Below are 25,784 nucleotides of genomic sequence, written 5' to 3'. Positions count from 1 at the left end.
GTGGTATTCACGCCGCTATCGGCAGCGCGAGACAAGCCGTAAGGACGGAAGTCAGACAGCTCGACGAGCGAAAGCGCGGCGCCGCAGATCGGTTTCTGCCCGCGCGCGTTCAACGGCTTCCGCCTCGTTGACGTGGAGCAGATGGTCGATGACGCGGGACAGGTGATCGCGCATCGCAAGCCGCGCCTCTGCCGGATTGTGCGCCTCCAGTGCGCGCAGGATGCGGCCATGCTCCTCCAGCCGCTCCTTTGTGCCAAGGCTGCCTGCCTTGACCAGCACCTGCCGGGCCAGTGGCGAGCGGAAGCGCATGTCCCAGAAATCCGTGACCGCGTTGATTATCACTGCGTTGCCGGTCGCTTCTGCGATCCCGATGTGGAATCGGCGGTCGGCGTCCTCTGCGGCGGTAACGTCTTCTACTGCCATCTCGTCCAGCAATCCGCGCAAAACCGCCAGCTGGGCATCGTCGATTTCGGTCGCGGCAACCGCGGCAACCTCGCCCTCGACCAAGCGACGCGCTTCGGTGATCTCGAATGCGCCGATGTCGAATTCCTCACCAGCCTCATCGCTGGACGAGGCGAGCACGAAAACCCCAGATCCCTTGCGCGCCTCAACAAGGCCCTGCATTTCCAGCGCGATCATCGCCTCGCGGATGGTCGGGCGGCTGACCCCGAATCGCTCCGTCAGGTCACGTTCCGCGGGGAGGCGCGACCCGATGGGATACACGCCGGCAGAGATATCCGCGATGATGGCCTGCACGATCGTGCGATACAGCTTGCCGCCGCTTCTGCCTGACATGTTCTTTCCCGGAAGTGATCTGCGTGCGGCCTGGATGGCCTGTTACCGCTGCCATCCTGCCGTGAGTGCGCCTAGTCAAGCCTTTGGCCCTGCGGCTTTTCGCAGGCCAGCAGAGAAGTGCCTGACAGGCTATTGCATGTGGCCCGACCACCTTCTACGCTCTTGGCAGATAAGCGCGGCGGCAACGACCGAAGCGCAGGCAGGGATGAGGGTGATGGCAGGACCGACGGGAAACGCGAACATATTCGTCCACCGTTCTGGACGCGGCATGACCAGGGCGTTGCTGACGGCGGCCGTCTGGACCGGCGCTGCGCTGGCCGGGTCCGCCGTTCCCGTCGCCCCGCTGGTGGCACAGGTGACGCCGCCGTGGCAGGACATCACTCCGCGCGCGGGCTTGCAGGGTTGGCACCGCACGGGCGGCAGCGCGACCTATGAGGTAGTGAACGGCGAACTGGTCGGCCGCGCCGTGCCGGGCAAGACGAACAGCTGGCTCGTGTCGGACGCCACCTATGGCGACTATATCATGGAGTTCGACGCCAGGACGGACCCGGTTCTCAATTCCGGGGTCATGGTGCGCGGCCAGAGTCGGCCAGATTATCGCAACGGCGTCGTGCACGGTTACCAGGCGGAGATTGATCCGTCGGCGCGGGCCTGGAGCGCGGGCCTGTATGACGAACAGCGCCGCCTGTGGCTGTACAGCCTTGGCCGCAATGACCCTGCACGCCGGGCCTTCCGCTCAGGCGACTGGAATCATTACCGCATCGAGGCGATCGGTAATCGCCTGCGTACCTGGATCAACGGTGTTCCGGCGGCCGACATAGCCGACGACACCGATGCGCGCGGATTCATCGCGTTCCAGGTCCATGCCATCCCCGACGAGCAGGCACGCAAGGGACCCGAAGCCCGCTTCCGCAATGTGCGCCTCATCACCCAGGATCCCGCCCGCTACGCCTTGCCCGAAACCAAGCTGGAGCAGCAGGGGTGGCTTGCCAACAAGCTGGGCGCGGGGGAACGCCGGGATGGTTGGACGCTGTTGTGGGACGGCAGCAGCACCAAGGGATGGCGCAGCAACAAGGGCGGCGGCTTTCCGCAGCGTGGCTGGTCCGTCGCCGACGGTGCACTGTCGACGACGGGCGGCGGCGGCGACCTGATCACCGACCGCAGCTACCGGAATTTCGAGCTTTCCGTCGACTACCGGCTGACCCCCGGCGCGAACAGCGGCATCAAGTACCGAATTGCCCCAGGCACGTCCTCGGTCGGGCTGGAGTACCAGTTGCTGGACGATGACCGTCATCCGGACGCGAAGATGGGCCGCGATGGCAACCGCACCCTGGCGTCGCTGTACGACCTGATCACGCCGCGCAACCTTCTTGACCCGCCCAATCCGGGCAAGCGGATCAACCCGCCGGGCGAATGGAATCGGGCCGTTATCGTGGTGCGGGGCAACCATGTCGAGCACTGGCTGAACGGCTTCAAGATGGTCGAGTTCGAGCGCGGTTCCCCTGCTTTCGAGGAGGCTGTCGCGCAGAGCAAGTTTGCTGGCCAGAAGGGTTTTGGGGCCTGGGCGCAAAGCCCGATCCTGCTGCAGGACCATGGTGACCGGGTGGATTTCCGCTCGATCAAGATCCGTCAATTCTAACTGGAGGGGAGGGCCGATGCTGGACCGTCGCACGATGATAAAGGGCGCTGGCGCCACGCTGGGCGTCGCCATGTCGGCAAGCAGCTATGCGCGGATCAAGGGCGCCAATGATCGCATCCAGGTTGCGATCGTCGGCGTGAACGGGCGCGGGCAGGCGCATATGGGCGCCTTTACCAAGGTGCCGAACGTCCAGATCACGCACTTCGTCGATTGCGACAGTGCCGTGCTGGCGAAGCGCGCTGCGGAATTCGCGGGACGTGGCAATCCTGCCGTGAAGACGGAACGGGATTATCGCCGCCTGCTCGATCGCAAGAGCGTGGACGTGGTCACTGTTGCCACCCCCGACTTCTCGCACGTGAAGATTGCAACCGATGCCATGCACACGGGCCATCACGTTTATTGTGAGAAGCCCGTCGGCCTCGCGCCGTCGGAAGGCGAGGCGATGATCGCCGTGCAGAAGCAGACCGGGCGCAAGCTGCAGATCGGCAACCAGCAGCGGTCGAGCCCTGAGACACGTCAGCTTGGCGAGCTGATCAAGGCCGGCGAGCTTGGCCAAGTTTATGAAGCGCAGTGCTGGTACGGCATGGCGCGCAAGCCGATCGGCCGTGGTCAGCAGGTTGCGCCCCCCGCTAACCTGGACTGGGACCTGTGGCAGGGCCCGCGTCCTCGCGCGGCATACCGGGCGAACCTGGTGCCCTATAACTGGCATTGGGTCTGGCAGTACGGCACCGGCGAGATCTGCAACAACGGCATGCACGAAATCGATGTCGCGCGCTGGTTGATGGGGCTCGCCTATCCCCAGCAGGTCGTGGCGCGGGGTTCTCGCCAGTTCTTCAACAACGATGATTGGGAGATGTACGACACCATGGCGCTGGAGCTCGCCTATGACGGCGGGCGCACGATCCGCTGGGACGGCCAGAGCGGAAACGCCATGCCCCGCTTCGGCCGTGGACGCGGCGTGCTGCTGCTCGGGACCAAGGGATCGGCCGTGGTCGACCGGAACGGCTTCGAATTGTACGACCTGTCCGGCAAGCAGACCAAGGTGGTGGCCGCCGCTGCGACGTCGGAGACGACGGGCACGGTCGGGGAAGGCGTGCTCGACGTTTATCATGCCGGCAACCTGGTTGATGCGATCCGGGGCAAGACCAGCACGCTCAACTCCCCCATCGAGGAAGCGCATGTCAGCACCACCATCTGCCACCTCGGCAACATGGCCTATCGTACCGACCAGGCGCTGACGGTGGATCCCGCCACCGGCAAGCCGTCGAGCGCCGAGGCGATGAAGCTGTGGTCGGTCGACTACCAACCCGGCTGGGAGGTCAAGGTCTGACCGACATGGCGGGGTCGGCCGACATCATGCGCTTCGCGGCGATGGGTACGCGGGTTGAACTGCACCGGTTCGGCGACGGCGCCGACGCCGCGCTCGCCGCCGCACGCCGCGCGATCGAGGCGGTCGATGATGCGCTGACGATCCACCGGCCTTCGCCCGCGACGGCGATGAACGAAGCACTGCTGGCCGGCCGCACCGCCGCGCTGGAGGACGAGCTGCTGTTCCGCGCGGTAGAGGCGGCGGCCGACGGTCATGCCGCAACCGAGGGGCTGTTCGACGTCGCGGCGGACCTGCGAACGGGCACCGATTGGTCGATGGTCACGTTCGACCATGCCGCTCGCCGAATTGCGGCGGAGCGGCCGATCGCTTTGGACTTCGGCGGCCTGGGGAAGGGGTTCGCCCTCGATCGGGCCAGCGCCGCGCTGCGCGAAGCCGGGGTAGGATCGGCATTGCTGACAGCGGGCGAAAGCTCGATCGCGGTGATCGGGGAGCATCCGCTCGGCGGTCTGTGGCCGTTTTCGATTCCGCATCCCGAACAGCCCGACGTGGAGCTGCTGGCCGTTGAGCTTTGCGATCAGGCCCTGTCCATTTCCGCCACCATCGGGGCCGGCACGCGGGCGCCTGAACGCGCCGCGATTGTCCATTCTCGGTTGGGGGCCGCTGTCACGCTGCCCGCTTGTGCCGTTTCGGTCGAGCCGAACGCCACACTCGCCGAGATCATGAGCACTGCGCTACTGGTTGCCGACCAGCAGGCGGCTGCACGCCTGCTTAGGGACAGAGTGGGGCGTCGCTTCCGCTTCGACCTCAGGCTGGCGACCGAACACTCAAGGAAATGTGCGTAATGTCCGACCAGGCCTTCGACCTCACGCGTCGGTCTTTCCTCGATCGTGTCTTGATGGCGACCGCCGGCGCGGGCGTTGCGGCGGCGGCGCCATGGGCGGTCAGTGCTGCCAACGCTGCATCAGCGGCGCCGATGATGCCCGCCACAGGCGATCGCGTGCGATTGGGCGTGATCGGCACCGGCGACCGTGGCCGCGCGCTGATCCGCAACATCGCCAAGTCGCGCAACTGTACGGTGGCGGCCATCTGCGACAATTTCGCGCCTCACCTTGCCAAGGGGCGCGAGATCGTCGGGGCGAGCGTCCCTGCCTTTGCCGATCACCGTGCCATGCTGGACGCTCGCGGCATCGATGCGCTGGTGATCGCGACGCCGCTCAACCAGCACGCGCGCCACGCCACCGACGGCTTTGATGCCGGGCTGCATGTGTGGTGCGAGAAGGCCATGGCCCGCACCATCAGCGATTGCGGTGCGATGATCACCAAGTCCCGGGCGGCGAACAAGGTCCTGCAGATCGGGCATCAGCGCATGTTCCACCCCACCTACCTCAACGCGCTGAAGCGGGTGAAGGCAGGTGAGATCGGTGAGATCACCCAGGTTCGCGCCAGCTGGCATCGCAACAACAGCTGGCGTCGCCCCGTTCCGGCCGGCACCGACGATCGCCACATAAATTGGCGGCTGTATCGGGAGAGCTCGGCGGGGCTGATGACCGAGCTCGCGACCCATCAGCTTCAGGTCGGCAACTGGTTCCTGGACGCGGTGCCGACGCGAGTGATCGGATCAGGCAGCATCTGTTTCTGGAAGGACGGGCGCGAGGTCTATGACCATGTCGCGCTGATCTATGAATATAGCGGCGGCCGAAAGTTCATCTACACCTCGCTGCTCAACAACGCGCGCTATGGCTGCGAAGAGCAGATCCAAGGCAGCAAGGGGACGATCGAACCCGAACTCGGCCGCATCTATGCAGAAGTGCCGCCCAAGGTGCTGGCGCTGCAGCGCATGCACCAGGACGTAGCGCGGGGCAGCAAGCGGACGGTGCCGATCGGCGGGGCGACCTGGTTCCCCGAACTGCCCGTCACCACGCCCGGCGAGTCGCTTGGCTGGGGCGAGTATGACGAGACGATGCTTCAGTTCGAAGGGTTCGGGGAGGCGGTTCGATCCGGCAAGCCTCTGCCCGGCCTGCTTGCGCAGGCGTACCGGGCAAGCGTCGCATCTCTGCTCGGCGAACAAGCGATGGACCGGGGCGAGGCGATGACCTGGCCGACATCGCTGGTCGAGGTCTGACCCGCCCATGTCCCACCCTCTCACATGCTCGACGGAGTGACCGTGACCCAAACCGACCGCCGCACTCTCCTGGGCCTTGCCGCCGCCGCCGGCCTGACCGGCATCGCCGGTGAAGCGCTTGCCCAATCGACGTCCCGCGGCGACGCGCCCACCGAAAGTGCCCCTGCGCGACCGGCACCGGAGGCGAAGTATCGCGTGCCGTTCGGCGTGGTCGGGATGGACCACGGCCACATCTATGCCATTACCGACGCGATGATCCGGGGCGGCGGCGTCCTGACCAGCTTCTACTCCGCCGTGCCCTCGCAAGTCGCTGCGTTCCAGAAGCGCTATCCCGGCGTCAGGCTGGCCCGGTCCGAGGACGAGGTCATCAACGACCCCAAGATCAAGCTGATCTGCAGCGCGGCGGTTCCTGCCCTGCGCGCGCCGCTGGGCATCAAGGCGATGCGCGCGGGCAAGGATTACCTGGGTGACAAGGCAGCGATCGTCACGCTGGAGCAACTGGCGCAGGTGCGCGCCGCGATCCGGGACACGGGCAAGAAGTTCGGCATCATGTATTCCGAGCGACTGGAGGTACCCGCGGCGGTCCAGGCCGGGCAGATGGTGCATGACGGAGCGATCGGGCGCGTCATCCAGACCGTGAACCTCGCTCCGCACCGCCTGGGCGCGCCGAACCGACCCGAATGGTTCTGGGATCCCGCCCGCAACGGCGGCATCCTGACCGACATCGGCAGCCACCAGGCAGACCAGTTCGTTTATCTGACCGGGACGAAGCGCGCGCAGGTCGTGGCGTCACAGGTCGGCAACTTCGCCCATCCCGAACACCCGCAATTCCAGGACTTCGGCGACATGGTGCTGCACGGGGACGGCGGCACTGGCTATGTCCGGGTCGACTGGTTCACACCCGACGGGCTGTCAACCTGGGGCGACGGCCGCCTCTTCATCCTGGGGACCGAGGGTTACATCGAGCTTCGCAAATATGTCGATGTCGCGGGGCGGCCGGGTGGCAACCACCTGTTCATCGCCGACAAGAAGGGCATGCGCTACATGGACTGTTCAAAGGTGCCGCTGCCGTTCGGGCCGCAGTTCATCACCGATATCGTCGAACGCACGTCAGTGGCGCAGGACCAGGAGGGCGCCCTACTGGCGGCCGAACTGGTGCTGACCGCGCAGGCCAGGGCGACGCGGGCGACCAACGCATGATGTCGGCGGCTGGCTGATCGGAATTGTGTGGAAAAAAGTTCGGGTGTGCCAAGCGTTGAGGGGCGATCCGATGAATCGAGGGAAGTGGTGACAGAAGAACAGGGCAGCCCGGTGCTGATGACGCAGACGATGCGCTGGTTCGGACCCGCCGACCCGGTCTCGCTGCGCGACATCCGCCAGGCCGGTGCGACCGAGGTGGTAACGGCCCTGCACGAGGTGCCGAACGGCGCCGTGTGGAGCCTGGAAGCCATTCGTGAGCGCCGGGCGGAGATCGAGCGCGCGGGCCTGGGCTGGACAGTCGTGGAGAGCCTGCCGGTCCATGAGGACATCAAGCTCGGCACGCCTGATTGCGATCGGTACCTGGATGCTTATCGCGAGAGCCTGCGCCACCTTGCCGCGGGGGGCGTGAAGGTTGTCACGTACAATTTCATGCCGTTGCTTGACTGGACGCGCACCGACCTTGCCTGGGCACTGCCGGACGGGGCGCTGGCGCTGCGGTTTGAGCCGGTCGCGCTCGCCGCCTATGACATGCACATCCTGCGCCGGCCCGATGCCGCGCGCGACTATGATGACGCGCTGCGCGCTGCGGCCGACCAGCGCTTTCACGAGATGGACGAGGAAGCGCGCCAAAGGCTTGAGCGGACGATCATCGCGGGGCTGCCGGGCAGCGAGGAAAGCTTCACCTCCGCCGAGTTCCTGCGCGCGATCAACGGCTATGCGGACGTGGGCGCCGACCGGCTGCGCGAACACCACGCCGCCTTCCTGGAGGCGGTATGCCCGGTTGCTGAGGAGGTCGGCCTGCAACTGGTGGTGCATCCGGACGATCCACCTTTCCCGATCTTCGGTCTGCCACGCGTTGTCAGCACCGAGGCCGACGTGACCGCCTTGTTCAAGCGGGTGCCCAGCGCCGCGAATGGTTTGTGCTTCTGTAGCGGTTCCTTCGGTGCGCGGCTGGACAATGATCTTCCCGGCATGGTCGAACGGCTGGGCGACCGGATCGGCTTTGTTCACCTCCGTTCGGTCCAGCACGAGCCGGACGGCTCCTTCCATGAGGCGGCGCATCTGGAGGGCAATGCCCGCATGGCGCAGATTGTCGACGCGTTGTTCCGGCTACAACGTCAATCAGGCCGGTCGCTGCCGATGCGCCCCGACCACGGGCACCAGATGATGGACGACCTGACCAAGAAGACCAACCCCGGCTACTCGCTGATCGGCCGCATGCGCGGTCTGGCCGAGTTGCGTGGGCTGGAACGCGGCATCGCTCACGCCGCAGCGTAGCACGGGGCGCGGCACGAGAGGTTCAATGCCCATGCCGCGGCCAACAAAAGAACAAGGGAGAGGGACACGATGGCGTCGCAGAATAGTCCGGCAGCGGCGCTTGCCCGCCCGTCCAGCAATGTCCGCTGGATCATCTGCGCGCTTCTCTTCCTGGCGACCACGATCAACTATGTCGATCGGCAGATCATCGGCATCCTGAAGCCGACGCTGGAGACGGAACTCGGCTGGAGTGAGATCGACTACGGCAACATCGTGTTCTGGTTCCAGGCGGCCTATGCGATAGGGCTGCTGGCTTGCGGCCCGGTGATCGACCGCATCGGGACGCGGCTGGGCTATGCGGCCGCGATCGGCCTGTGGAGCTTTGCCGCCATGCTCCACGCCTTTGTGCGGACGCCGTTCGGCTTTTCCGGCGCGCGTTTCCTTCTTGGCCTGGGTGAGTCCGCCAACTTCCCCGCCGCTATCAAGACAGTCACCGAGTGGTTCCCGAGGCGCGAACGCGCGTTGGCCGCTGGCATCCTCAACGCCGGTGCCAATGTGGGGGCGATCGCCACCCCAATTGTGGTGCCGCTTCTAACCATTCGCTTCGGTTGGGAGGCGGCCTTTATCGTCACCGGATTGCTTGGGTTCGTGTGGCTGCTGGCGTGGCTGGCCTTCTATCGTCCGCCTGCCGAACACCCCCGCGTCAGCGCATCCGAGCGCGCGCTTATCGAGGCGGACGCCGCCACGCAGCCACAGAAGAGCGTACCCTGGCGCCGATTGTTCATGCAGCGTCCGACCTGGGCCTTCGCCACGGCCAAGTTCCTGACCGATCCGGTCTGGTACCTGTTTCTGTTCTGGCTGCCCGACTTCCTGTCGAAGCAGTACCATCTCGACCTGAAGAGCTTCGGCCCACCCTTGATCGCCGTGTACCTGCTGGCCGATGCGGGCAGCATTGGAGGAGGCTGGCTTTCGTCGGCTCTGATCAAGCGTGGCTCCACCGTGAACGTGGCGCGCAAGACTGCTCTGCTTGTCTGCGCCCTGTGCGTCGTCCCCATCCTGTTCGCGAGCGGCGCCTCCCACCTGTGGACTGCGGTTGCGATCCTGGGCCTGGCGGCGGCCGCGCATCAAGGGTGGTCGTCGAACCTGTATGCTGTTGTCTCTGACACCGTTCCACACGGGTCAGTTGCTTCGGTCATGGGCATCGGTGGCGCGGCGGGAGCGATCGGCGGCATGATCATGGCGCAATATGTCGGTCGGACGCTGGAGTCCCTCGGCTCTTATTGGCCAGTCTTCGTGTGGGCGAGCAGCGCTTATCTGATTGCCCTTGCGATCATGCACGTGCTGCTGCCGCGCATCGGAGAGACAGAAACAAGGTGAGGCGGTCGGCAGGTCGCGCCCCTGCACCGTCGCCCTTCGTCCATATTCCAACCCGTGACCGGAGATCGATCATGACCTGGGCCTTTCTCTTGCTGCTGGCCGGAACACCCCAGGCGGGCAGCGGAACCGTGGCGCAGGTGGAGCATGTGGCGATCCAGGCGGCCGATCTCGATCGCAGTGCGGCGTTCTACCACGAGGCTTTTGGACTCCGGCTCATTCCCACCCCGCTCAAAAACCGCCGCTGGCTCGACCTGGGGAACGGCGTTGCCTTGCATATATTGAATGGGCGGGTCGCGCCGAAACCGTCCAACCGGGACGAGCATCTTGCGATCCATGTCGACGACCTGGCGACCGTTACGGCCTGGTTCGACCGGCACGGACGTGCGTGGACCAACCTTGCCGGCAAGCCGAGCACGATGCAGACCCGCTTCGACGGTGTGCGCCAGATCTATGTTCAGGACCCGGATGGCTACTGGATCGAGGTGAGCGATCGACGCGGGGTGGTGACGCAATGACAACCTGTTTCGGCGCAGGTGAGCCGGTAAGCAGGACAGGGTAGCGCCCTGCCAGAGGAGCGGGTCGTCCACGATCATAGCTTGGCGAACGCCTCTGACTGGGCCAGATCGGCCGCGTGAACGTCTTTCTGGATTTCGAAGCGTCGTCGCTGTTTGACCAGAGCTTTCCCGTGGAGGTCGCCTGGGTGTTCCAGGATGGCCGCTCGGAAAGTCACCTGATCAGGCCGGCGCCTGAGTGGACCGACTGGGATGACGCTTCGCAGGCGATTCATGGCATCAGCCGAGAGACGCTGGCGAGCGAGGGTGAATCCCACGACATCGTCGCCGCCCGCATGGTCGAGGCGCTAAGCGAGCACGACCTCTTCGCCAGCGCGCCATCGTCGGATGGCAAATGGCTGAGCGTTCTCCTGCGCGGGGCCGGGCTCCCCCGCCATGCTCTACGATTGCGAGACACGGACGAGGCGCTGAGGGCGACGGCCACCGAGATCCTTCGTGCCGTCCTCCCGAAAGCGCGACTGGATGAGGAGGTGCGCGCGCTCGTGTCGGCGGCGAACGCGGGCAAGGAGACACATCCTGCCCACCGGGCGCTTGCCGATGCACAGGGCGAGTATGACACATGGTGCCGCCTGCGACAGGCCGCACGTGAACTGGCCGCCCGGCAACTGGCCGCCCATAGCGGCGGGGCCTGAAGCTACCTCCCGCACCTCGGCGGTTGGGCGCTGGCTGTTACAGCTCAGGCGCGCCGAGAACCTCGTGTTCGGGCCTGGTGCGGCCGGCTGCGAGCAGGCCGATAGCGCTAAGCGCCGCCGCCCCGGCAAGATATAGGCCGACGGGGCGCAATCCGCCCCGATCCGCCATCAGCTGAGCGAGGGCAGGGGTCAGCCCGCCACCAATCACCCCGCCCACGTTGAACGCCAGCGACGTGCCTGTGTATCGCACGCCTGCGGGAAACAGCCCGGGCAGCCACGCGCCGAGCGGGCCATAGACGAAGCCCATCGCAAGCAGGGCGACGGCCATGAACGCGAACACGCCCGCCATCGAGCCACTCCCCAGCAGGGACGGGAGCAACGCTGCGGCCAGAACCGTACCCAGGCACCCGCCGAGCAACACCCCGCGTTGGCTCGTCCGGTCGGCTAGCCAGCCCGCCAGGACTATGCCCGCTGCCATGAACAGGATCGCGCCGAGTTGTGCCTGGAGGAACGCCTGGCGCGGATAGCCGAGTTGGGTTGTCCCATAGCCAAGCGCGAAGGCGGTCGCGATATAGTACAAGGCGAAACAGGCAACGACGCCCAGCGTGCCGGCAATCGTCACGCCAAGGTACTGTTTCAGCACCAGCGTCACCGGGACGCGCGCAGGCGCGTGCTCACGGCGTTCAGCCGCGAATGCGGCGGTTTCCGTAAGGTTGAGCCTGACCCAAAGTCCCAGCCCGACCAGGAGGGCGCTGGCCAGGAACGGCACTCGCCAGCCCCAATCCCGAAACTGATCGGGGCTGAGTGTCGCCCCGAGAAGCAGGAAAAAGCCGTTTGCGGCGATGAACCCGATCGGGGCGCCGAGTTGCGGCATCATGCCATAGCGGGCGCGCCAACCGGGCGGGGCGTTCTCGACCGCCAGCAGCGCGGCGCCGCTCCACTCGCCGCCCAGGCCCAGCCCCTGGCCAAAGCGGAGCAGGCACAACAGCGCCGGCGCGGGCCAGCCGATCATGGCGTAGGTCGGCAGAAAGGCGATCGCCGCCGTTGATCCGCCCATCAGCAACAGTGAGGCGACGAGAGTGGATTTACGCCCGATCCTGTCGCCGAAATGCCCGAAAAGCACGCCGCCGAGCGGGCGCGCCAGGAACGCCAGGCCAAAGCTGGCGTAGGATGACAGGAGCTGTGCCGAGGCAGAGCTGGCCGGAAAGAACAGGGGGCCGAACACCAGGCTGGTTGCGGTCGCGTAGATGTAGAAGTCGTAGAACTCGACCGATGTTCCGACCAGGCTGGCCAGCAGGATGCGGGCGGTCTGGCGGCGGTCAGTGAGGGTCGAAGGCATGGGGCACGTATCGGTCACTACGATCGGGCGCGCTAGTGGTGCTGGCGTCACCTGGGGCCGGTTGTGTTAAGGCAGCGAAGGTTCGGCCAATGCCCGAACCGAGGACGCCCAGCCACCTCCATCATTAAGGCACTTCACCCTCTGGCTATCCACTGCGGCCGCTCATCTCGGCGCCGGCCTTCGGGTCGAAACGCGTGTTGACGAACACCGCGGTCAGCGAGATCGCGGTCACCGTCCAGAATGCTGCCGCGAAGTCGGAAAAGGCGGGCAAGCTTCTGCCGCCCAGCAGCATGGAGGCATGGAGCGCCGCCCCGCCCGTGCAGATGCCGAGCGAGAGTATCAGCTGCTGAAATGTCGAATAAAAGCTGGTTGCCGCGCTCATCCGCTCCTTGCCGATCTCATCATAGGCGATGGTGTTGTAGGCGGTGAATTGAAAGGACATCAGGAACCCCGACACCAACAACACCGCGAAGACAGCCGGCACCGGCCAGTTCGGCCGAAACAGTCCGCAGGTCGCATAAGCCGCCGTTGCCAGCAGCCCCATGACGATCAGGCTGGATCGAAAACCGAACCGGCGCAGCATCCGGGGCGCGACACCCTTCATTCCGAATGATCCGATCGCGGTCGCCACCGTCATTGTGCCGCTTTCCGCTGCCGACATGCCAAAGGCGAGCTGCATCATCAGCGGCAGCAGGAAAGGCTGGGCCCCCTGCGTGATGCGCGTCAGCGATCCCCCGATCATCGACAGGCGAAAGGTGGAGATCCGCATCAGCGAAACATCCAGGATCGGGTGGTCCGCGCGGCGCGCCTGCAGGAGATAGAGCACGCCTGCGACCAGTCCGACCGAGATCAGCGGCACTGCAAGGCGCGCGCCGCCCGTACGGCTCGCCATCTCGAAACCGAACAACAAGCAGCCGAGCGTCAGTGCTGACAGGACGAAGCCGCGACCATCAAACGGGTGGGACGCGGTTTCACGGATGTCCGCGATGAACTTGCCGACCAGGACGATGCCCATCAGCCCGATCGGCAGGTTGAGCCAAAAGATCCACCGCCAGTCGAGATAGGTGACGATCAGCCCGCCGACTGGCGGCCCCAGGATCGGGCCGATGAGTGCGGGCATGATCAACCAGGACATGGCCGATACCATGTCGCGCTTCGCGACCGAGCGGAGCAGCACCAGGCGGCCCACCGGCAGCATCATCGCCCCACCGATCCCCTGGACAAAGCGTGCGGCGACCATCGCCGGCAGCGTTGGGGCAAGGCCGCACGCGAGCGAGCCGACGATGAACAGCGCGATTGCGGCACGGAACACAGGCCGCGCTCCAAACCTGTCCGCTACCGAGCCCGACGCGGGGATGAACATCGCGAGTGCGAGAAGATACGAGGTGAGCGCAACACTCATCTCAGGCGCGCGTACGCCGAAGTCGCGCGCCATGGTCGGCAGTGCGGTGGCAAGCACCGTCGCGTCCAGGTTTTCCATGAACATGGCACAGGCAATGATCAGCGCCACCGTGCGGTAATTGGCGCCGGGCGGTGCACCGCCCTCCTGTTCGAAGGTCTGGGCTATGCGGTCGCCCGCCGGAACGATGCCGTCCCGAACCTCGGCATTGACGGACGCGATACCACGGCGCCGGGGGCGCAGTTGGGTTGGGAAGCGCAGTTGCATGGGGCCCGCTATCTGGTCCTCGCCGCCCGAGATGCAATCCAGCATTTGCTGCGGTGCGGCGGATCAGCGGCAGGCGCCCGCGTGACGAAGGTGCCTGGCTTGCCAGTCCGGTTGCGGAGTGGACGGCTTTGGGCCACGGATCATGGTTGTCGGGTTTGCTGGATGAGGTCGTGGCGGTCGGATCAACGCGCAGGCGTGCACTTGTCGTTCTGATGATTGCCATGTTGGCAGGCGGGGGCTTGTACCTGTTCTTTCGATCGCACCCTTCGTCTTCCCTGGTTCCGGAAGTTGCACGGGCGTCCAGCCTGCCCCAGCCACCACCGCCTTGGTCGCCGGCTCAGATCAAGGAGTTGCTGAGCGTCGTCGCCTCAACCGAGGCTGAAGGGCTGAGGCCAGCCGACTACAATCTCGACGCGCTGGGGCGCGAGGTGGCGCAGCGCCAGTTTGGGCCCAAGCTCGACGCTCTGGCCGAGAAGACGCTGGCCGCAATCGCCCATGACTTTGCGGCTGGCCGAGTGCGCAACCGACATTCGTTCAACTGGTACATCGATTATCAGGGCCCCGATCTTGCCCAGCTTACCGCCCAGGCGATGGCCGCTCGCGAACGCGGTGACCTTCGGTCATGGGTGGCTAGCCTGCTGCCGACTGACCCGGCCTACCATGCTCTCCGCGATGCCCTGGCGAACACGCAGGATGAGGACCGTCGCGACAGGATCAAGGCGAACCTCGAACGCTGGCGCTGGCTGCCGCGCGACTTTGGCGGCGGCGACCAGCTCTATATAAACCTGCCGACCTATCGGGTTGACCTGATCCGTGCGGGAGAAAGGGTCGCAAGCTACAAGGCCGTGATCGGCGCGACCGACATGCCGACGCCGGTCCTTTCTGCGCCTGTGCGACAGGTCATCGCTAATCCCGACTGGATCGTCCCGGCGAGTATCGTCAGGAAGTCCAAGCTGCGCCCCGGCACCTCAAGCCGGTATAGCTTCTCGACCCGTCCCGACGGAACCTTGCGGGTGCGGCAAAAGCCGGGGCCCGGAAACGCGCTCGGCAAGCTCAAGATCGAGTTCCCCAACAAGCTCGCGATCTACTTTCACGATACGCCCAGCCGGTCCCTGTTCGGCGCGAGCGATCGCACGTTCAGCCATGGTTGTGTTCGCGTCCAGGACATCGAGGAACTCGCAGGCCAGGTGGTCAGCAATCCGGAACGCCTGTCCAAGGCGCTTGCGGGGGCGAACACGCGCAGCCTGCCAGCACGTCCCAACCTTCGGGCCAACGTGGTTTATCTTACCCTCGTCCCGGACGGGGCGGGAGGGATCAGCGACGTCGGCGATCCGTATATGCTGGACGAGAAGCTTGTGGCTGCACTTGCCGGGCGCAAACCCAAGCCTGCGACGCTCGGCCCGAAGGCGGAAGGGACGACAACTCCCAAGCCACGGGAGGTCCAGCCCGCGGCTTCCCGCGAGCCGCCGGGCGAGAGTGCCAGCCCGCTCGCTGTGCCGGAAGCTAGCCCGACAGCGCCCAGCCCTGAAAGCGAGGACTTGTCTCCGCCGCTGGAGAACGAAGGCGCCAACGACGCAGGCGAGACATTGCCTCGCCCGGAGTGAGGAGAGAGCGTTGAAGCGCGGGGGTTTAACGCGCTGCACTCGGCGCAAGCATCCCGTCAGCTTGGATTGGCTAGTCCCGTGCGACGATGGAATGGCGCGTCCTGAACTCGTCAAGAAAATCCTCGACGGCAGATGTCTCCCGGCTGTCTCCCGATGGCGAGACGGACCAATTGCAATGCGGGTGGGTGGACCGGTCGTAGACCTTCACAGGTCCGATCACGATCCGCCACCGGCGACGAGTGCCGCCGACCCGCTTGATCATGGAGGAGATCAGTAGATCCTGAAGTTCGCTGGCCGTCATGCGATCCGCCTGACGATAACGGCCGCCATGTGCAACGATTCGGCGGGGCGGCATCCACACGCAGCCCGTCCTCTGCTGCGTTCCGGCCGATGCCGGAAGCAATGCGGACCCGACTAGCCGATCTGCCGCGATGCTGGGCGCATGGCGCTTACCCGCATCGGAGCACCATGATCGACTCAGCGTACCTCACGAGCGCCGGGTATAGCTGTCGCACTCGCAACGTTGAGGTCACGCACGCCGGTGCGGATCAGGGCCTCTGCCCGACTGCCTCGCATGATGCGTTCCAGCATCGTCTGGCACTGCGCGAGATCGAAATCAGGGTTGACCTCCAGGCTCGAGTAGATCGCCTGGGCTGCCGCCAGTTCTCCGCGGCGCGCCAAGCACACTGCCTTTTGCAGACGGCCGAGGAGGAACGCCGGATTAAGCGCCATGACCTCATCGAACACGGCCTCTGCCTGGTCCCACCGATCAGCGCGGATCAGGGCGCCTGCCTTCCAGGCGACGGGCAGGTACAGCAAAGGTGAGCCGGTGAAGTGTCGCACGGTCTTGTCGAGACAGGCAATCGCGTCGTCGCTCCGGTCCAGCAGGCAAAGAGACACGCCGAGATGGTAACGCGCCATCCCGTAAGCGGGGGCTTTCTCGATTGCACGAAGCAGCAGTCGGCGCGCGTCCTCGGGGCGACCAGTATAGTTGAACGCGCAACCAGCCCCGGCGAGCACCACCGGATCGTCGGGCCCGAGGTTTAGCGCACGGTCGGCGAGGTGGCCAATCCGCTTCTCTTCGGCGGGGTTGTGGGGACTGGTGATGAAGTAGGCGACGGCTGAAGCCGACGCCACCTGTGCATGAGCTGCCGCGTAATTGGGCGCGATCTCGGCAGCAAGACGGGCTTGTGCGAGCGCGTTGTGGAGGCTGGTCGCATCAAGGCGCTGGTAGAACGCATTGCTTCGGATCAGCGCTTCCCATGCGGTCAGATCGGCTGGTTTTTCGAAGATGCGCTGTAGTTCGAGATCCTGAACCTGGACGTCCAGACTTGCCGCGACATCGGTGACCAGGTCTTCCTGCAACTGCGCGAGTTCGCTCAAGGGCCGATCAAAGTGCCCGGACCAACGAACGATCCCGCTAGACGCATCGAGTATCTGTGCCGTCACGCGGAGCTGCTCGCCCGCGCGGCGTACGTTGCCGTCCAGCAGATATCGCACGCCAAGGCGCTGACCCAGCGTTCTGATGTCGCCGATCGGCGCGAGTCGCAGCCCCGCCGTAACGGCGCTGCCCAGAACCATCACGTTCAGGCCTTGCGACAAGGCGCTGATGATGTCGTCCACCATGCCTTCTGCGAAGACGTCGTCGTCGTGAAGGCCCGAGCGGCTTTTGAATGGCAGCACGGCGAGAGAAGGCGCCGCGCCGCGCCCATCAAGCTCAACCACGTGGTTCGGCTGCACCTTTGGCGATGGTGCCTGATCCGGGACGTCCTGCGACACCTCCGCGATGAAGCGATAGCCTCGTCCGTAGACGGCTTCTATGAACCGAGGAGATTGGGCCTCGTCGCCCAATGCGCGTCGCAGTTCCTTTATGGCTGACGTCAGCGATGAGTCAGAGACAATCGTCTGGGGCCACGCAATCTCGAACAGTGCGTCTTTCGTAAGAAGCGTGCCGCGTTGGCCAATCAGCGCGAGCAGAACCTTGTACGCCTTATGGCCGATGTGAATCGGCCCACGGGCGTCCGAGAGCCGCTCATCGGAAGGGTCCAGGGTGAACGACCCGAACCGGACGGGACGATGGATCGAGGCATCGGCCACAGGCTCAGTCTCCTGCTCGCAGCACGGTCAGGGTAACTGCGGAAACTTATAGCGGCAAGGCGAGCGCGCAACGGTAGGCAATGATCCATCGCGAGGCCAACTGGCTCGGTGGAAAGGTTCTGGTTCAGCATCTCTCCAGCGTCTCGTCAGGATCGAGAGCCGCGGCGGACCTAAGCATCTCCTGACCGGCGATTAACCCGGCCCATTCAGGAGGAAGACCATGAAGCTGTATTGCCTTGGGTTTGCCATCGGCACGATCCTCATGCTCGGCAGCACCGACGCACCGGCCCATGCACAAGAGAAGAACGCACCGACCTTGGCCGCATGGTCCAGCCGCGTCTTCGATGACCTCGGCAAGGTCACGAAGTACCCGGCAGCGATCGGCAATCTACCGACTCCGGAAGGGGTCGTGGGAATCAAGTTCAACTGCAGCGAGAGCGGCGCTCCGGAAAACGTGACGCTGGTCGAGAAGTCCGGCCATCGGGATCTCGACAATGCTACGCTGAGGGCGGTTCGGCGGATCGCAACGCTTCACCCGCTTCCCGCGGGGATGAAGCATCAGCAGGCGATCATCATCCGTGTCCTGTATACAAACTCAGAGCAGGACACGCGTCGCCGGCTGGCCAAGCTGCAAGCCGATGCCGCCCGCAACAACGCCTGGTTCGATCGCAGCAGTTCAGCAACAGCGGCGCTGGAAGTCGTACCGGCTGGCGGTTGAGCGCGCATCGAAAAAGGGGGGGCATGCCCCGCAGGTTCGGCGGCCCCTACCGGCCTTGCAACGATGGAAGACATGCTCGACAAAAGAACCGGGACTGACGCAGGCAAGCCGATCGAACATGCCGGGCCAGTCCGAACAGGGCCAGTTGGAGCATTGAGGGGAACTGTTGATGGTTCGGCTCTTTCATCGTTGCGCCGCCGCCCTGTTCTTGGCCACCCTTATCGGGTGCGCGCCGTCCTTGCGGGTCATGACCTTCAATGTCCGGTACGCGTCGGAAGAAGGTGCCCATCGCTGGAGCGAACGGCGCCCCGTCATGGCATCGGTGATCCGAAACGCTCGACCTGACCTGATCGGAACGCAGGAGCTATTGCAGCGGCAAGGTGACGACCTGACCCGCGCACTACCGGGTTACACCTGGTTCGGTCGCGATCGCCGGGGCGGGCACTCCGACGAACACATGGGAATATTCTACCGATCGGATCGCGTTCGGTTGCTATCCCAGGGAGATTTCTGGCTATCCGAGCGGCCAGACGAACCAGGGAGCATGAGCTGGGGAACCGACCTGCCCAGGCTGGCGAACTGGGGCGTGTTCGAGACGCTCGGTCGCCAAAAACGGCGCTTTGTTTTCGTTGATACGCATTTCGCGCATCGGCCGCAGGACGAGCAGGCGCGGGAGCGATCCGTGTCGCTGATCCTGGCGCGCCTGCCGACAATAGCCGCTGGTCTGCCCGTCATTCTGGCTGGCGACTTCAACGCCACCCCGTTAAGCGCTGCCTATTCTGCATTGGCGAGCAACCTGACCGATACCTGGACGACCGCCCGGAGCCGGCAGGGACCCGAACAGACCTTCCATGACTTCACCGGCGTTGGTGAAAAGCGCATCGACTATTTGTTTCTTCGCGGTTTCCGGGCGGAGGAAGTCGTGACCGATACGTCCCACGTCGGCGACGTTTATCCGTCCGACCATTTCCCTGTTCGGGCAAAGCTTGCGTTCGGAAGGTAGTTCTTGGGCGGAACACCGGAGCGGCAGACGTGGCCTTTCCTGGGCTTTGTGCCCGATTGGTTTCTGCCTCTGACTGGCTCCAGGCTCGATATGCCGGCTCGCTGCCGGCAATCTCAAGGGTGCGGGCTGTTCAGCAATGATCTAGTTTGCTGTTCCGACTCAGAAAGTGAGTGAAGCGATGAGGCTTGATCGTGACGCGTGGCCCTGTTGCCTGCTGTCGGACACCGGCAGAATGACCAAGTGAACCGCTGGATCGACGCGGGGATGACCCGGCGCGACTGGCTGGGCGGCACGGCAGCAACCGTGGGGCTTTTCGCATTGCCGGACAGTGCGGCTGCCAAACGCCGGATACGTCCCAGCGACCGTGTCAACGTCGCGGTGATCGGCGCGGGCGGGATGGGCGCGCAGAACATGGCCAAGCTGACGGGACAGAACATCGTCGCGCTGGCGGATGTCGATTTCGCTCATGTGGCAAAGTCCTTCGTCGACGACAAAGGCGCGGCTCGGCCGGATCGGGTGGAGTTGAAGGCCGCCTATGATCGCGCGGCAAAGTTCGGGGACTACCGGCGCATGTTCGATGCCCGCAAGGACATCGACGCGGTGGTGATCGCAACGCCCGACCACCATCATGCCATTGCAGCCAAAACCGCGATGGAGCGGGGCCTGCACGTTTATGTGCAAAAGCCGCTGACCTACACGGTACGCGAGGGCAGGGTGCTGCTCGACCTCGCACGGCGCAATCCGAAGCTGGTGACCCAGATGGGCAACCAGGGTCATTCGGGCGATGATGGCCGGCGCGCCGTGGAGCTGATCCGGGGCGGGGTGATCGGCCGGGTCCGTGAGGTGCACGTCTGGACCAATCGCCCGCTCTGGCCGCAGGGAGAGGCGCGCCCGGCACCTGTTGCGAAGCCGGCGACCCTCGACTGGGATCTCTGGCTGGGGCCCGCGCCGGTGAACTGGGGCTACAACCCCGATTACGCGCATTTCAACTGGCGCGGTTGGGTGCCGTTTGGCGTGGGTTCGCTGGGCGACATGGGCGCACACCTGATCGACTTCCCGATCTGGGCACTGCAACCGGGTTTGCCGACGCGGGTGGAGACGCGCCACAGCCGCTGGGGCGGCGACAGCGACATCTGGGACGGCAAGCCACCTGCTGACCTCGGCAGCTATCCGCTCGCCAATATCACCACCTACCAGTTCGGCCGTGCGCCGGGCGGCCCGCTGACCCTGACCTGGTATGACGGCGGGTTGATGCCGCCAACGCCCGCAGCGATGCCGGCGAGCGCCCGTATGAACCCGGACGGCGGCGTGCTGTATGTCGGCGACCGGGGACTGATGATGCACGATACCTACGGCGAGAAGCCGGTGCTGATCGGTGATGGCGTTGAGGCCCGTGCAGCGGCGGTGCCGGTGACGCTGCCGCGCATCCTGGGTGGGCGTGACGCGCATGAGATGAACTGGATTCGCGCCATCCGCGGCGAAGAAGCGATCTCGTCGCCCTTCTCCGTCGCGGTGCCGCTGAACGAAACCATGATCCTTGGCATGGTGGCGCTGCGGGCCGACAAGCCGATCGAGTATGACGGCACGACCGGGCGGATCACGAACTTGCCTGACGCCAACCAGTTTCTCGATCGGGAGTATCGGCCAGGATGGACCATATGAGCACAGCTGCCGTCGCGCTGATCGGCGCCCTAGTTGCGCAGGCGACCCCGGGCCCAAAGCCTGAGGATACGGAGGTATGGAGCCCCGTGCCGCGGGTGGTCACGCCCGCCCCGGCGGGTCCTGCCGCCGCTGCTCCCTCAGACGCCGTGGTCCTGTTCGACGGGCGCAACCTCAACGAATGGGTGTCAACCAAGGACAAGTCGCCCGCCCGCTGGACCGTTGCGGGCGGGGTGCTTACCGTCCGCAAGGGCACTGGCAACATCGAAACCAAGCGCCGCTTCCGGAACTATCAACTGCACCTCGAATGGCGCATTCCGCCCGGGATCACCGGGGAAGGGCAGGCGCGCGGCAACAGCGGGCTGTTCCTGGCCTCCACGGGCGACGGCGATGCCGGGTACGAGCTGCAGATCATGGATAGCTTCGCCAACACGACTTACGTCAACGGGCAGGCGGGCAGCATCTACAAGCAACAAGCCCCGCGCGTAAACGCCGCCCGCAAGCCGGGGGAATGGCAAAGCTATGACGTGGTCTGGACCGCCCCCGTCTTCGCCTCGGACGGCAATGTGCGGGCTCCCGCCTATGTCACCGCATACTGGAATGGCTTGCTGATACAGGACCATGTCGCGCTGAAGGGTGAAACCGCCTATATTGGCGCACCGCGCTATACCGCCCATGGTGCGGCGCCCATCAAGCTGCAGGACCATGGTGACCCGAGCGCACCGATCAGCTTTCGCTCGATCTGGATACGCGAACTGGACTGATCGAATGGGTGAAGCGAAGCGCGGGGCGTGAGCGGTCAACTCCCGGCAGTTCGACTGGCGAAGGCGGATCAAGAGCACCTCCTGGTGATAGGCTGAGTTGGCGCTCTGCCTTCGCCACGAACTCTCGAGTGAACGTCCGAGCAGCGCGGAACCAGCCGGAGCCCCCAAGCCCCGCATCCGAGATTATTCGCGCGCGCTGCTCATCGAATAGGGCCGCGCTGATCGGGCCGTAGCCCAGCGCTTGTTCGGCGCCCTTTGCATGACGAAGCGCAGCTCGCCGCCTGCCATGATCTCTCCATGGGTGATGTAGCTGCGGGTCAGCGGCCGACCGTTGAGCGTGACCTGCCCGACATAGTCGTTGCCCGGCGCCATCGCGTCCGCGACGATAGTGAAGCGCTTGCCATCGGGCAGGTTCAGCGCCGCCCGTTCCACGAACGGACGCCCGATCGCGTATTGCAGGCTGCCGGGCGTCACTGGGTAGAAGCCGAGCCCGGTGAAGAACAGCCAGGCCGACATCTGGCCGAGGTCATCGTTGCCCGACAGGCCATCCGGCGTCGGCTTGTACTGCGAAGCGACGATCTGTGTCAGCCGCGCCTGTGTCCGCCACGGCGCGCCCGCATGGTCGTAGAGATAGGCGACATGGTGGCTCGGCTCGTTGCCGTGGATATACTGCCCGATCAGCCCGGCAATGTCCTCGGCATGGCTGTAGTCGAGCTTTGAATTGTCGAAGTCGAACATCGCGTCGAGCTTCCGCGCCGTCGCCTTGTCGCCGCCCATGGCGCGGAACAGCGCCTCCTGATCCTGCGGCACGAACCAGCTATATTGCCAGGCATTGCCCTCCGTGTAGTCGGAGCCATAGTTGATGGCGGTGGGATCGAATGGCGTGCGGAACGCGCCCGACGCCAGCCGGGCCCGGACAAAGCCGGTCTTCGGGTCGAAGCTGTTGCGCCAATTGCCTGCGCGAGCCTCGAACTGCTTGGCGACGTCAATGCGGCCCATCGCGCGTGCCATGCGGGCGATGGTCCAGTCGTCATACGCATATTCGACGGTCTTGGACGCGGCCTCGGGCTCGCGGTCGATCGGGACGTAGCTGAGGCGCTGATAGTCTCCAAGGCCGCCGTACGGAGCATAGGTCGCGCTCGCTACCATGGCGTCGAGCGCCGCGTTCGCATCGAAGCCGCGAATGCCTTTCAGGTACGCGTCTGCGATCACCGGGACGGCGTGGTAGCCGATCATGGTCCAGGTCTCGCGTCCCTGAAACTGCCAGACGGGCAGGATGCCGTCGGGGCTGTAGCGGCGGCTGTCGATCAGCGATCGGACGATCTCGCTCGTGGTCTGCTGTGGTTGGACCAGGGTCAGCAGCGGATGCTCGGCGCGAAAGGTGTCCCACAGCGAGAAGGTGGAACGGAAGGTATAACCGTCCGCCCTGTGGACCTGATTGTCCGGCCCGCGAAAGCGCCCGTCCGCATCCCCTGCGACCGAGGGTGCGAGCAGGCTGTGGTAGAGCGCGGTATACAGGCTCTTTGCCATGGGCGCGGGCCCCTGCAGGTCGACCGCGCCCAACGCCTGCGTCCAGGCCTGTCGGGTTGCGGCACGGATCTGGTCAAAGCCGCCCGCCTCGCTGTCGAGATTGGCTAGCGCGCCCGCTTCATCGACCGAACTGAGCGCGACCCTCACCTCTAGTGGCTGCGAAAGCTGTCCAAAGTCGAGCCGCGCCACCAGTGCCCGCCCGGCCCGCTCAGCGAGTGCGTCGCTGCCCCGGCCCGGTCCCTGAAAGCCCTTGTAGGTGACGTCCTTCTCCGTGCTGACGAACGCATGGCCGGTCAGCGGCGCCGAAAAGCGGATCGCAAAGAAGAGCTGCCGGTCGGGTGCCCAGCCGCGCGTCTGGCGCGTGCCGGTGAGGGTGCCGTCGGCGTGCAGCCGCAGCGACGACCACAGGATCTTGCCCGGGTAGTTGTAAAGCGAGGAACGCAGGTCGAGCACCAGATGCGCGGTCTTGCCTGCCGGGAACGCATAACGATGGACGCCGACACGGGTCCCCGCCGTCATCTCCGCGCGCACGCCCGCATCCGCCAGCGTCACCGCGTAGTAACCAGGTTGCGCGACCTCGTCGGCGTGGTTGAAGCGCGACCGGTAGCCCGAACCCGGCACCTTGGGGTCGCCCGGCTCCAGCGGCACCGCATCGCCCGACACCGGCATGACCAGGAAGTCGCCAAGGTCCGAATGCCCCGCGCCCGAGAAATGAGTGTGGCTGAACCCCTGAATGGTCGGGTCGTCATAGCGATAGCCCGCGGCATGGCTGTAGCAGTCGCGGATCTGGCAGCTGGTGTCGGTGTCCGGGCTCAGCTGCACCATGCCGAACGGGGCGACGGCGCCGGGGAACGTATGACCCTCACCACCGGTCCCGATAAAGGTGTCGACCTTGTCATAGCCTGAAGCAATCAGGGTCGGCGCTACGAGCGCGAGCGCGGCGGCAAGGTAAAGCTTCATGGGCAGGTGCTAAACCGAAAGGACGCTCCCCACCAACAGCGCCGTGAAACCATCCTGGCGAACCCTTGCTGGCATTGGACGGCAACGATCCGCTATACTGCAATGGCGACGGTCAAGCAGGCCGCGGCCAAGATCAGCGGGGAGGGGCAGGATGCCGGCACGTAGGACCATGCACGCCCGCGCGATCGGCGCCGTAAGCCTAGGCGGGTTGTTGTTCGGCTTCGATACCGCGGTGATTTCAGGCGCAACCGAGGCATTGCGTCAGACCTGGTCGCTATCGCCCGGCCAGCTTGGCACGCTCGTGTCTGCGGCTCTCTGGGGCACGCTCGCAGGCGCGCTGTTCGCCGGGCAGGCCGGAGATCGTCACGGCAGCCTGGCCGTGCTGCGGGGCGTGGGCCTGTTCTATATCGTATCTGCCGCGGGCTGCGCGCTGGCATCGGCACCCCTGCCCTTTACCGCCTTTCGCTTCATCGGTGGACTGGCGATCGGCGCGTCATCGGTCCTGGTGCCGGTGTATATTGCCGAGATCAGTCCTGCAGAGCGGAGAGGGCGCCTCGTTGGGCTGTTTCAGCTCAACATCGTGATTGGAATCCTGGTCGCTTACCTTTCCAACTTCCTGGTCGGGCAGGCGCTGGAAGGAGGCATCGTGTGGCGGGTGAAGCTGGCGACCGCGGCTCTTCCCGCGGCGTTGTTCCTGCTCCTACTCCTGGGCGTTCCGCAGAGCCCCGCATGGCTGGCTGCGCGGGGGCGATCGGAGGAATCCGAGCAGGCAGCCGTCAGGTTGGGGGTGGCGGTGCAGCAGCCAATCGCGCCATTCGCGGGCGACGCTCGCCTGTCATGGCATGCGCATCGGCGCCCCATGCTGCTTGCTGTGACGGTCGCCCTGTTCAACCAACTCTCCGGCATCAATGCGATCCTTTATTATCTCAACGACATCTTTGCAGCCGCGGGGTTTGGGCAACTCTCGGCCGATGGACAGGCGGTGGTTGTCGGATTCGCCAATCTGCTCGGCACCGTAGCCGGCGTTCTGCTGATCGACCGGGTAGGACGGCGGCCCTTGCTGATCGGCGGCGGGCTCGTGACCGGAGCGGCTCTGGCCGGGGTGGCGCTCGTCTTCGGTGGGGTATGGTCCTCCGCGCTGCTGTTGCCCTTGCTAGCGCTGTTCATCCTGGCTTTTGCCGTATCGCAGGGTGCCGTCATCTGGGTGTATCTGAGCGAGATCTTCCCCGCCGCGGTTCGCGCGCGCGGCCAGAGCCTGGGCAGCAGCACGCATTGGGCCGCGAACGCGATCATCTCGTTCGCCTTCCCAGTATTGGCCGGCTGGAGTCGCGCGGGGCCGTTCTGGCTTTTCGGTGCAGCGATGCTGGCCCAAGCCGTGATTGTCTGGCGTTTCTTCCCGGAGACGAAGCGTCGCGCGCTGGATGAGGTGTCGGCCGACATCGTTCATCCGCGTACTGGCTTTGCCGGTGAGCACAGGTAGCTGAAAACCCCCACTGCTCCTCAAGACCGTCCTGCTGATG

The 25,784-nt window shown here is 65.2% G+C and carries 21 protein-coding genes; 15 read left to right on the top strand and 6 right to left on the bottom strand.

The window, feature by feature from the left end:
• Nucleotides 1-51 precede the first annotated feature (51 nt).
• Nucleotides 52-795, bottom strand: a complete 744-nt coding sequence (locus tag FHS94_RS17580) for a FadR/GntR family transcriptional regulator (protein ID WP_184060326.1) — start codon at nucleotides 793-795, stop codon at nucleotides 52-54.
• A 214-nt stretch (nucleotides 796-1,009) separates the two neighbouring features.
• Here FHS94_RS17580 and FHS94_RS17575 point away from each other — a divergent pair, with 214 nt between their 5' ends.
• The 9 genes from FHS94_RS17575 to FHS94_RS17535 all read left to right on the top strand — a co-directional run bounded on the left by FHS94_RS17575 (nucleotide 1,010) and on the right by FHS94_RS17535 (nucleotide 10,924).
• On the top strand, nucleotides 1,010-2,434 hold the full coding sequence (locus tag FHS94_RS17575) for a 3-keto-disaccharide hydrolase (protein WP_246348846.1): 1,425 nt from the start codon (nucleotides 1,010-1,012) through the stop codon (nucleotides 2,432-2,434).
• Nucleotides 2,435-2,450: 16 nt separating this feature from the next.
• A complete protein-coding gene (locus FHS94_RS17570) occupies nucleotides 2,451-3,764 on the top strand; it encodes a Gfo/Idh/MocA family protein (RefSeq protein WP_184060325.1) in 1,314 nt (437 codons plus the stop codon).
• A 5-nt stretch (nucleotides 3,765-3,769) separates the two neighbouring features.
• A complete protein-coding gene (locus FHS94_RS17565) occupies nucleotides 3,770-4,606 on the top strand; it encodes an FAD:protein FMN transferase (protein WP_184060323.1) in 837 nt (278 codons plus the stop codon).
• On the top strand, nucleotides 4,606-5,886 hold the full coding sequence (locus FHS94_RS17560) for a Gfo/Idh/MocA family protein (protein ID WP_184060321.1): 1,281 nt from the start codon (nucleotides 4,606-4,608) through the stop codon (nucleotides 5,884-5,886). The genes FHS94_RS17565 and FHS94_RS17560 overlap by 1 nt, the downstream gene beginning before the upstream one ends.
• Before the next feature lie 42 nt (nucleotides 5,887-5,928).
• Nucleotides 5,929-7,086: a Gfo/Idh/MocA family protein gene (locus tag FHS94_RS17555; RefSeq protein WP_343055347.1), complete on the top strand. Its 1,158-nt coding sequence runs from the start codon at nucleotides 5,929-5,931 to the stop codon at nucleotides 7,084-7,086.
• Between the two features lie 87 nt (nucleotides 7,087-7,173).
• The gene (gene uxuA, locus FHS94_RS17550) at nucleotides 7,174-8,364 is read left to right on the top strand and encodes a mannonate dehydratase (protein WP_343055346.1); all 1,191 of its coding nucleotides are present in this window, start codon (nucleotides 7,174-7,176) and stop codon (nucleotides 8,362-8,364) included.
• 69 nt (nucleotides 8,365-8,433) lie between these two features.
• Nucleotides 8,434-9,720, top strand: coding sequence for an MFS transporter (locus FHS94_RS17545; RefSeq protein ID WP_184060316.1), 1,287 nt, complete (start codon nucleotides 8,434-8,436; stop codon nucleotides 9,718-9,720).
• 71 nt (nucleotides 9,721-9,791) lie between these two features.
• Nucleotides 9,792-10,235, top strand: a complete 444-nt coding sequence (locus tag FHS94_RS17540; protein WP_184060314.1) for a VOC family protein — start codon at nucleotides 9,792-9,794, stop codon at nucleotides 10,233-10,235.
• Nucleotides 10,236-10,351: 116 nt separating this feature from the next.
• Entirely contained in the window at nucleotides 10,352-10,924 is a 573-nt protein-coding gene (locus tag FHS94_RS17535) for a transcriptional regulator (RefSeq protein WP_184060312.1), read from the top strand.
• Between the two features lie 37 nt (nucleotides 10,925-10,961).
• On the opposite strand, the gene FHS94_RS17530 is transcribed toward FHS94_RS17535, so the two are convergent.
• Both FHS94_RS17530 and FHS94_RS17525 read right to left on the bottom strand, forming a co-directional pair.
• Nucleotides 10,962-12,263, bottom strand: coding sequence for an MFS transporter (locus FHS94_RS17530; protein WP_184060310.1), 1,302 nt, complete (start codon nucleotides 12,261-12,263; stop codon nucleotides 10,962-10,964).
• A 145-nt stretch (nucleotides 12,264-12,408) separates the two neighbouring features.
• Nucleotides 12,409-13,929 (bottom strand): DHA2 family efflux MFS transporter permease subunit, encoded by a 1,521-nt coding sequence (locus tag FHS94_RS17525; RefSeq protein WP_184060308.1) that lies wholly within the window; start codon nucleotides 13,927-13,929, stop codon nucleotides 12,409-12,411.
• A 146-nt stretch (nucleotides 13,930-14,075) separates the two neighbouring features.
• Between FHS94_RS17525 and FHS94_RS17520 the strand changes: the two genes are divergently transcribed.
• Nucleotides 14,076-15,533, top strand: a complete 1,458-nt coding sequence (locus tag FHS94_RS17520; RefSeq protein WP_221234860.1) for a L,D-transpeptidase family protein — start codon at nucleotides 14,076-14,078, stop codon at nucleotides 15,531-15,533.
• 70 nt (nucleotides 15,534-15,603) lie between these two features.
• Here the strand turns inward: FHS94_RS17520 and FHS94_RS17515 are convergent, their stop codons facing one another.
• Nucleotides 15,604-15,834 carry a hypothetical protein gene (locus FHS94_RS17515; protein WP_184060304.1) on the bottom strand — a complete coding sequence of 77 codons (231 nt, stop codon included), beginning with the start codon at nucleotides 15,832-15,834 and terminating at the stop codon, nucleotides 15,604-15,606.
• Nucleotides 15,835-16,010: 176 nt separating this feature from the next.
• Complete coding sequence (locus FHS94_RS17510) at nucleotides 16,011-17,630, bottom strand: winged helix-turn-helix domain-containing protein (protein ID WP_184060302.1); 1,620 nt, start codon at nucleotides 17,628-17,630, stop codon at nucleotides 16,011-16,013.
• Nucleotides 17,631-17,850: 220 nt separating this feature from the next.
• On the opposite strand from FHS94_RS17510, the gene FHS94_RS17505 reads away from it, so the two are divergent.
• From FHS94_RS17505 to FHS94_RS17490, 4 genes are all read left to right on the top strand, one after another.
• Complete coding sequence (locus tag FHS94_RS17505) at nucleotides 17,851-18,348, top strand: energy transducer TonB family protein (protein ID WP_184060300.1); 498 nt, start codon at nucleotides 17,851-17,853, stop codon at nucleotides 18,346-18,348.
• Nucleotides 18,349-18,595: 247 nt separating this feature from the next.
• Nucleotides 18,596-19,351, top strand: coding sequence for an endonuclease/exonuclease/phosphatase family protein (locus tag FHS94_RS17500; RefSeq protein ID WP_246348843.1), 756 nt, complete (start codon nucleotides 18,596-18,598; stop codon nucleotides 19,349-19,351).
• Nucleotides 19,352-19,591: 240 nt separating this feature from the next.
• On the top strand, nucleotides 19,592-21,013 hold the full coding sequence (locus tag FHS94_RS17495; protein ID WP_184060296.1) for a Gfo/Idh/MocA family oxidoreductase: 1,422 nt from the start codon (nucleotides 19,592-19,594) through the stop codon (nucleotides 21,011-21,013).
• On the top strand, nucleotides 21,010-21,774 hold the full coding sequence (locus tag FHS94_RS17490) for a 3-keto-disaccharide hydrolase (protein ID WP_184060294.1): 765 nt from the start codon (nucleotides 21,010-21,012) through the stop codon (nucleotides 21,772-21,774). The genes FHS94_RS17495 and FHS94_RS17490 overlap by 4 nt, the downstream gene beginning before the upstream one ends.
• A 183-nt stretch (nucleotides 21,775-21,957) precedes the next feature.
• Here FHS94_RS17490 and FHS94_RS17485 read toward each other — a convergent pair whose 3' ends face one another.
• Nucleotides 21,958-24,264 (bottom strand): GH92 family glycosyl hydrolase, encoded by a 2,307-nt coding sequence (locus tag FHS94_RS17485; protein ID WP_184060292.1) that lies wholly within the window; start codon nucleotides 24,262-24,264, stop codon nucleotides 21,958-21,960.
• A 151-nt stretch (nucleotides 24,265-24,415) separates the two neighbouring features.
• Between FHS94_RS17485 and FHS94_RS17480 the strand changes: the two genes are divergently transcribed.
• Entirely contained in the window at nucleotides 24,416-25,744 is a 1,329-nt protein-coding gene (locus FHS94_RS17480) for a sugar porter family MFS transporter (RefSeq protein WP_184060290.1), read from the top strand.
• Nucleotides 25,745-25,784: the final 40 nt, after the last annotated feature.

It is taken from the genome of Sphingomonas aerophila (genome assembly GCF_014199305.1).
GTDB lineage: Bacteria > Pseudomonadota > Alphaproteobacteria > Sphingomonadales > Sphingomonadaceae > Sphingomonas > Sphingomonas aerophila.
This window is presented reverse-complemented; position numbering and strand designations above follow the sequence as displayed.

Excerpts from the sequence above, each read along its gene's own strand:
- FHS94_RS17490 (WP_184060294.1), top strand. The coding sequence starts at position 21,010 with ATGAGCACAGCTGCCGTCGCGCTGATCGGCGCCCTAGTTGCGCAGGCG.
- FHS94_RS17560 (WP_184060321.1), top strand. The coding sequence starts at position 4,606 with ATGTCCGACCAGGCCTTCGACCTCACGCGTCGGTCTTTCCTCGATCGT.
- FHS94_RS17525 (WP_184060308.1), bottom strand. The coding sequence starts at position 13,929 with ATGCAACTGCGCTTCCCAACCCAACTGCGCCCCCGGCGCCGTGGTATC.
- FHS94_RS17530 (WP_184060310.1), bottom strand. The coding sequence starts at position 12,263 with ATGCCTTCGACCCTCACTGACCGCCGCCAGACCGCCCGCATCCTGCTG.
- FHS94_RS17505 (WP_184060300.1), top strand. The coding sequence starts at position 17,851 with ATGAAGCTGTATTGCCTTGGGTTTGCCATCGGCACGATCCTCATGCTC.
- FHS94_RS17580 (WP_184060326.1), bottom strand. The coding sequence starts at position 795 with ATGTCAGGCAGAAGCGGCGGCAAGCTGTATCGCACGATCGTGCAGGCC.
- FHS94_RS17570 (WP_184060325.1), top strand. The coding sequence starts at position 2,451 with ATGCTGGACCGTCGCACGATGATAAAGGGCGCTGGCGCCACGCTGGGC.
- FHS94_RS17565 (WP_184060323.1), top strand. The coding sequence starts at position 3,770 with ATGGCGGGGTCGGCCGACATCATGCGCTTCGCGGCGATGGGTACGCGG.
- FHS94_RS17540 (WP_184060314.1), top strand. The coding sequence starts at position 9,792 with ATGACCTGGGCCTTTCTCTTGCTGCTGGCCGGAACACCCCAGGCGGGC.
- FHS94_RS17545 (WP_184060316.1), top strand. The coding sequence starts at position 8,434 with ATGGCGTCGCAGAATAGTCCGGCAGCGGCGCTTGCCCGCCCGTCCAGC.
- FHS94_RS17575 (WP_246348846.1), top strand. The coding sequence starts at position 1,010 with ATGGCAGGACCGACGGGAAACGCGAACATATTCGTCCACCGTTCTGGA.
- FHS94_RS17500 (WP_246348843.1), top strand. The coding sequence starts at position 18,596 with ATGACCTTCAATGTCCGGTACGCGTCGGAAGAAGGTGCCCATCGCTGG.
- FHS94_RS17485 (WP_184060292.1), bottom strand. The coding sequence starts at position 24,264 with ATGAAGCTTTACCTTGCCGCCGCGCTCGCGCTCGTAGCGCCGACCCTG.
- FHS94_RS17480 (WP_184060290.1), top strand. The coding sequence starts at position 24,416 with ATGCCGGCACGTAGGACCATGCACGCCCGCGCGATCGGCGCCGTAAGC.
- FHS94_RS17515 (WP_184060304.1), bottom strand. The coding sequence starts at position 15,834 with ATGACGGCCAGCGAACTTCAGGATCTACTGATCTCCTCCATGATCAAG.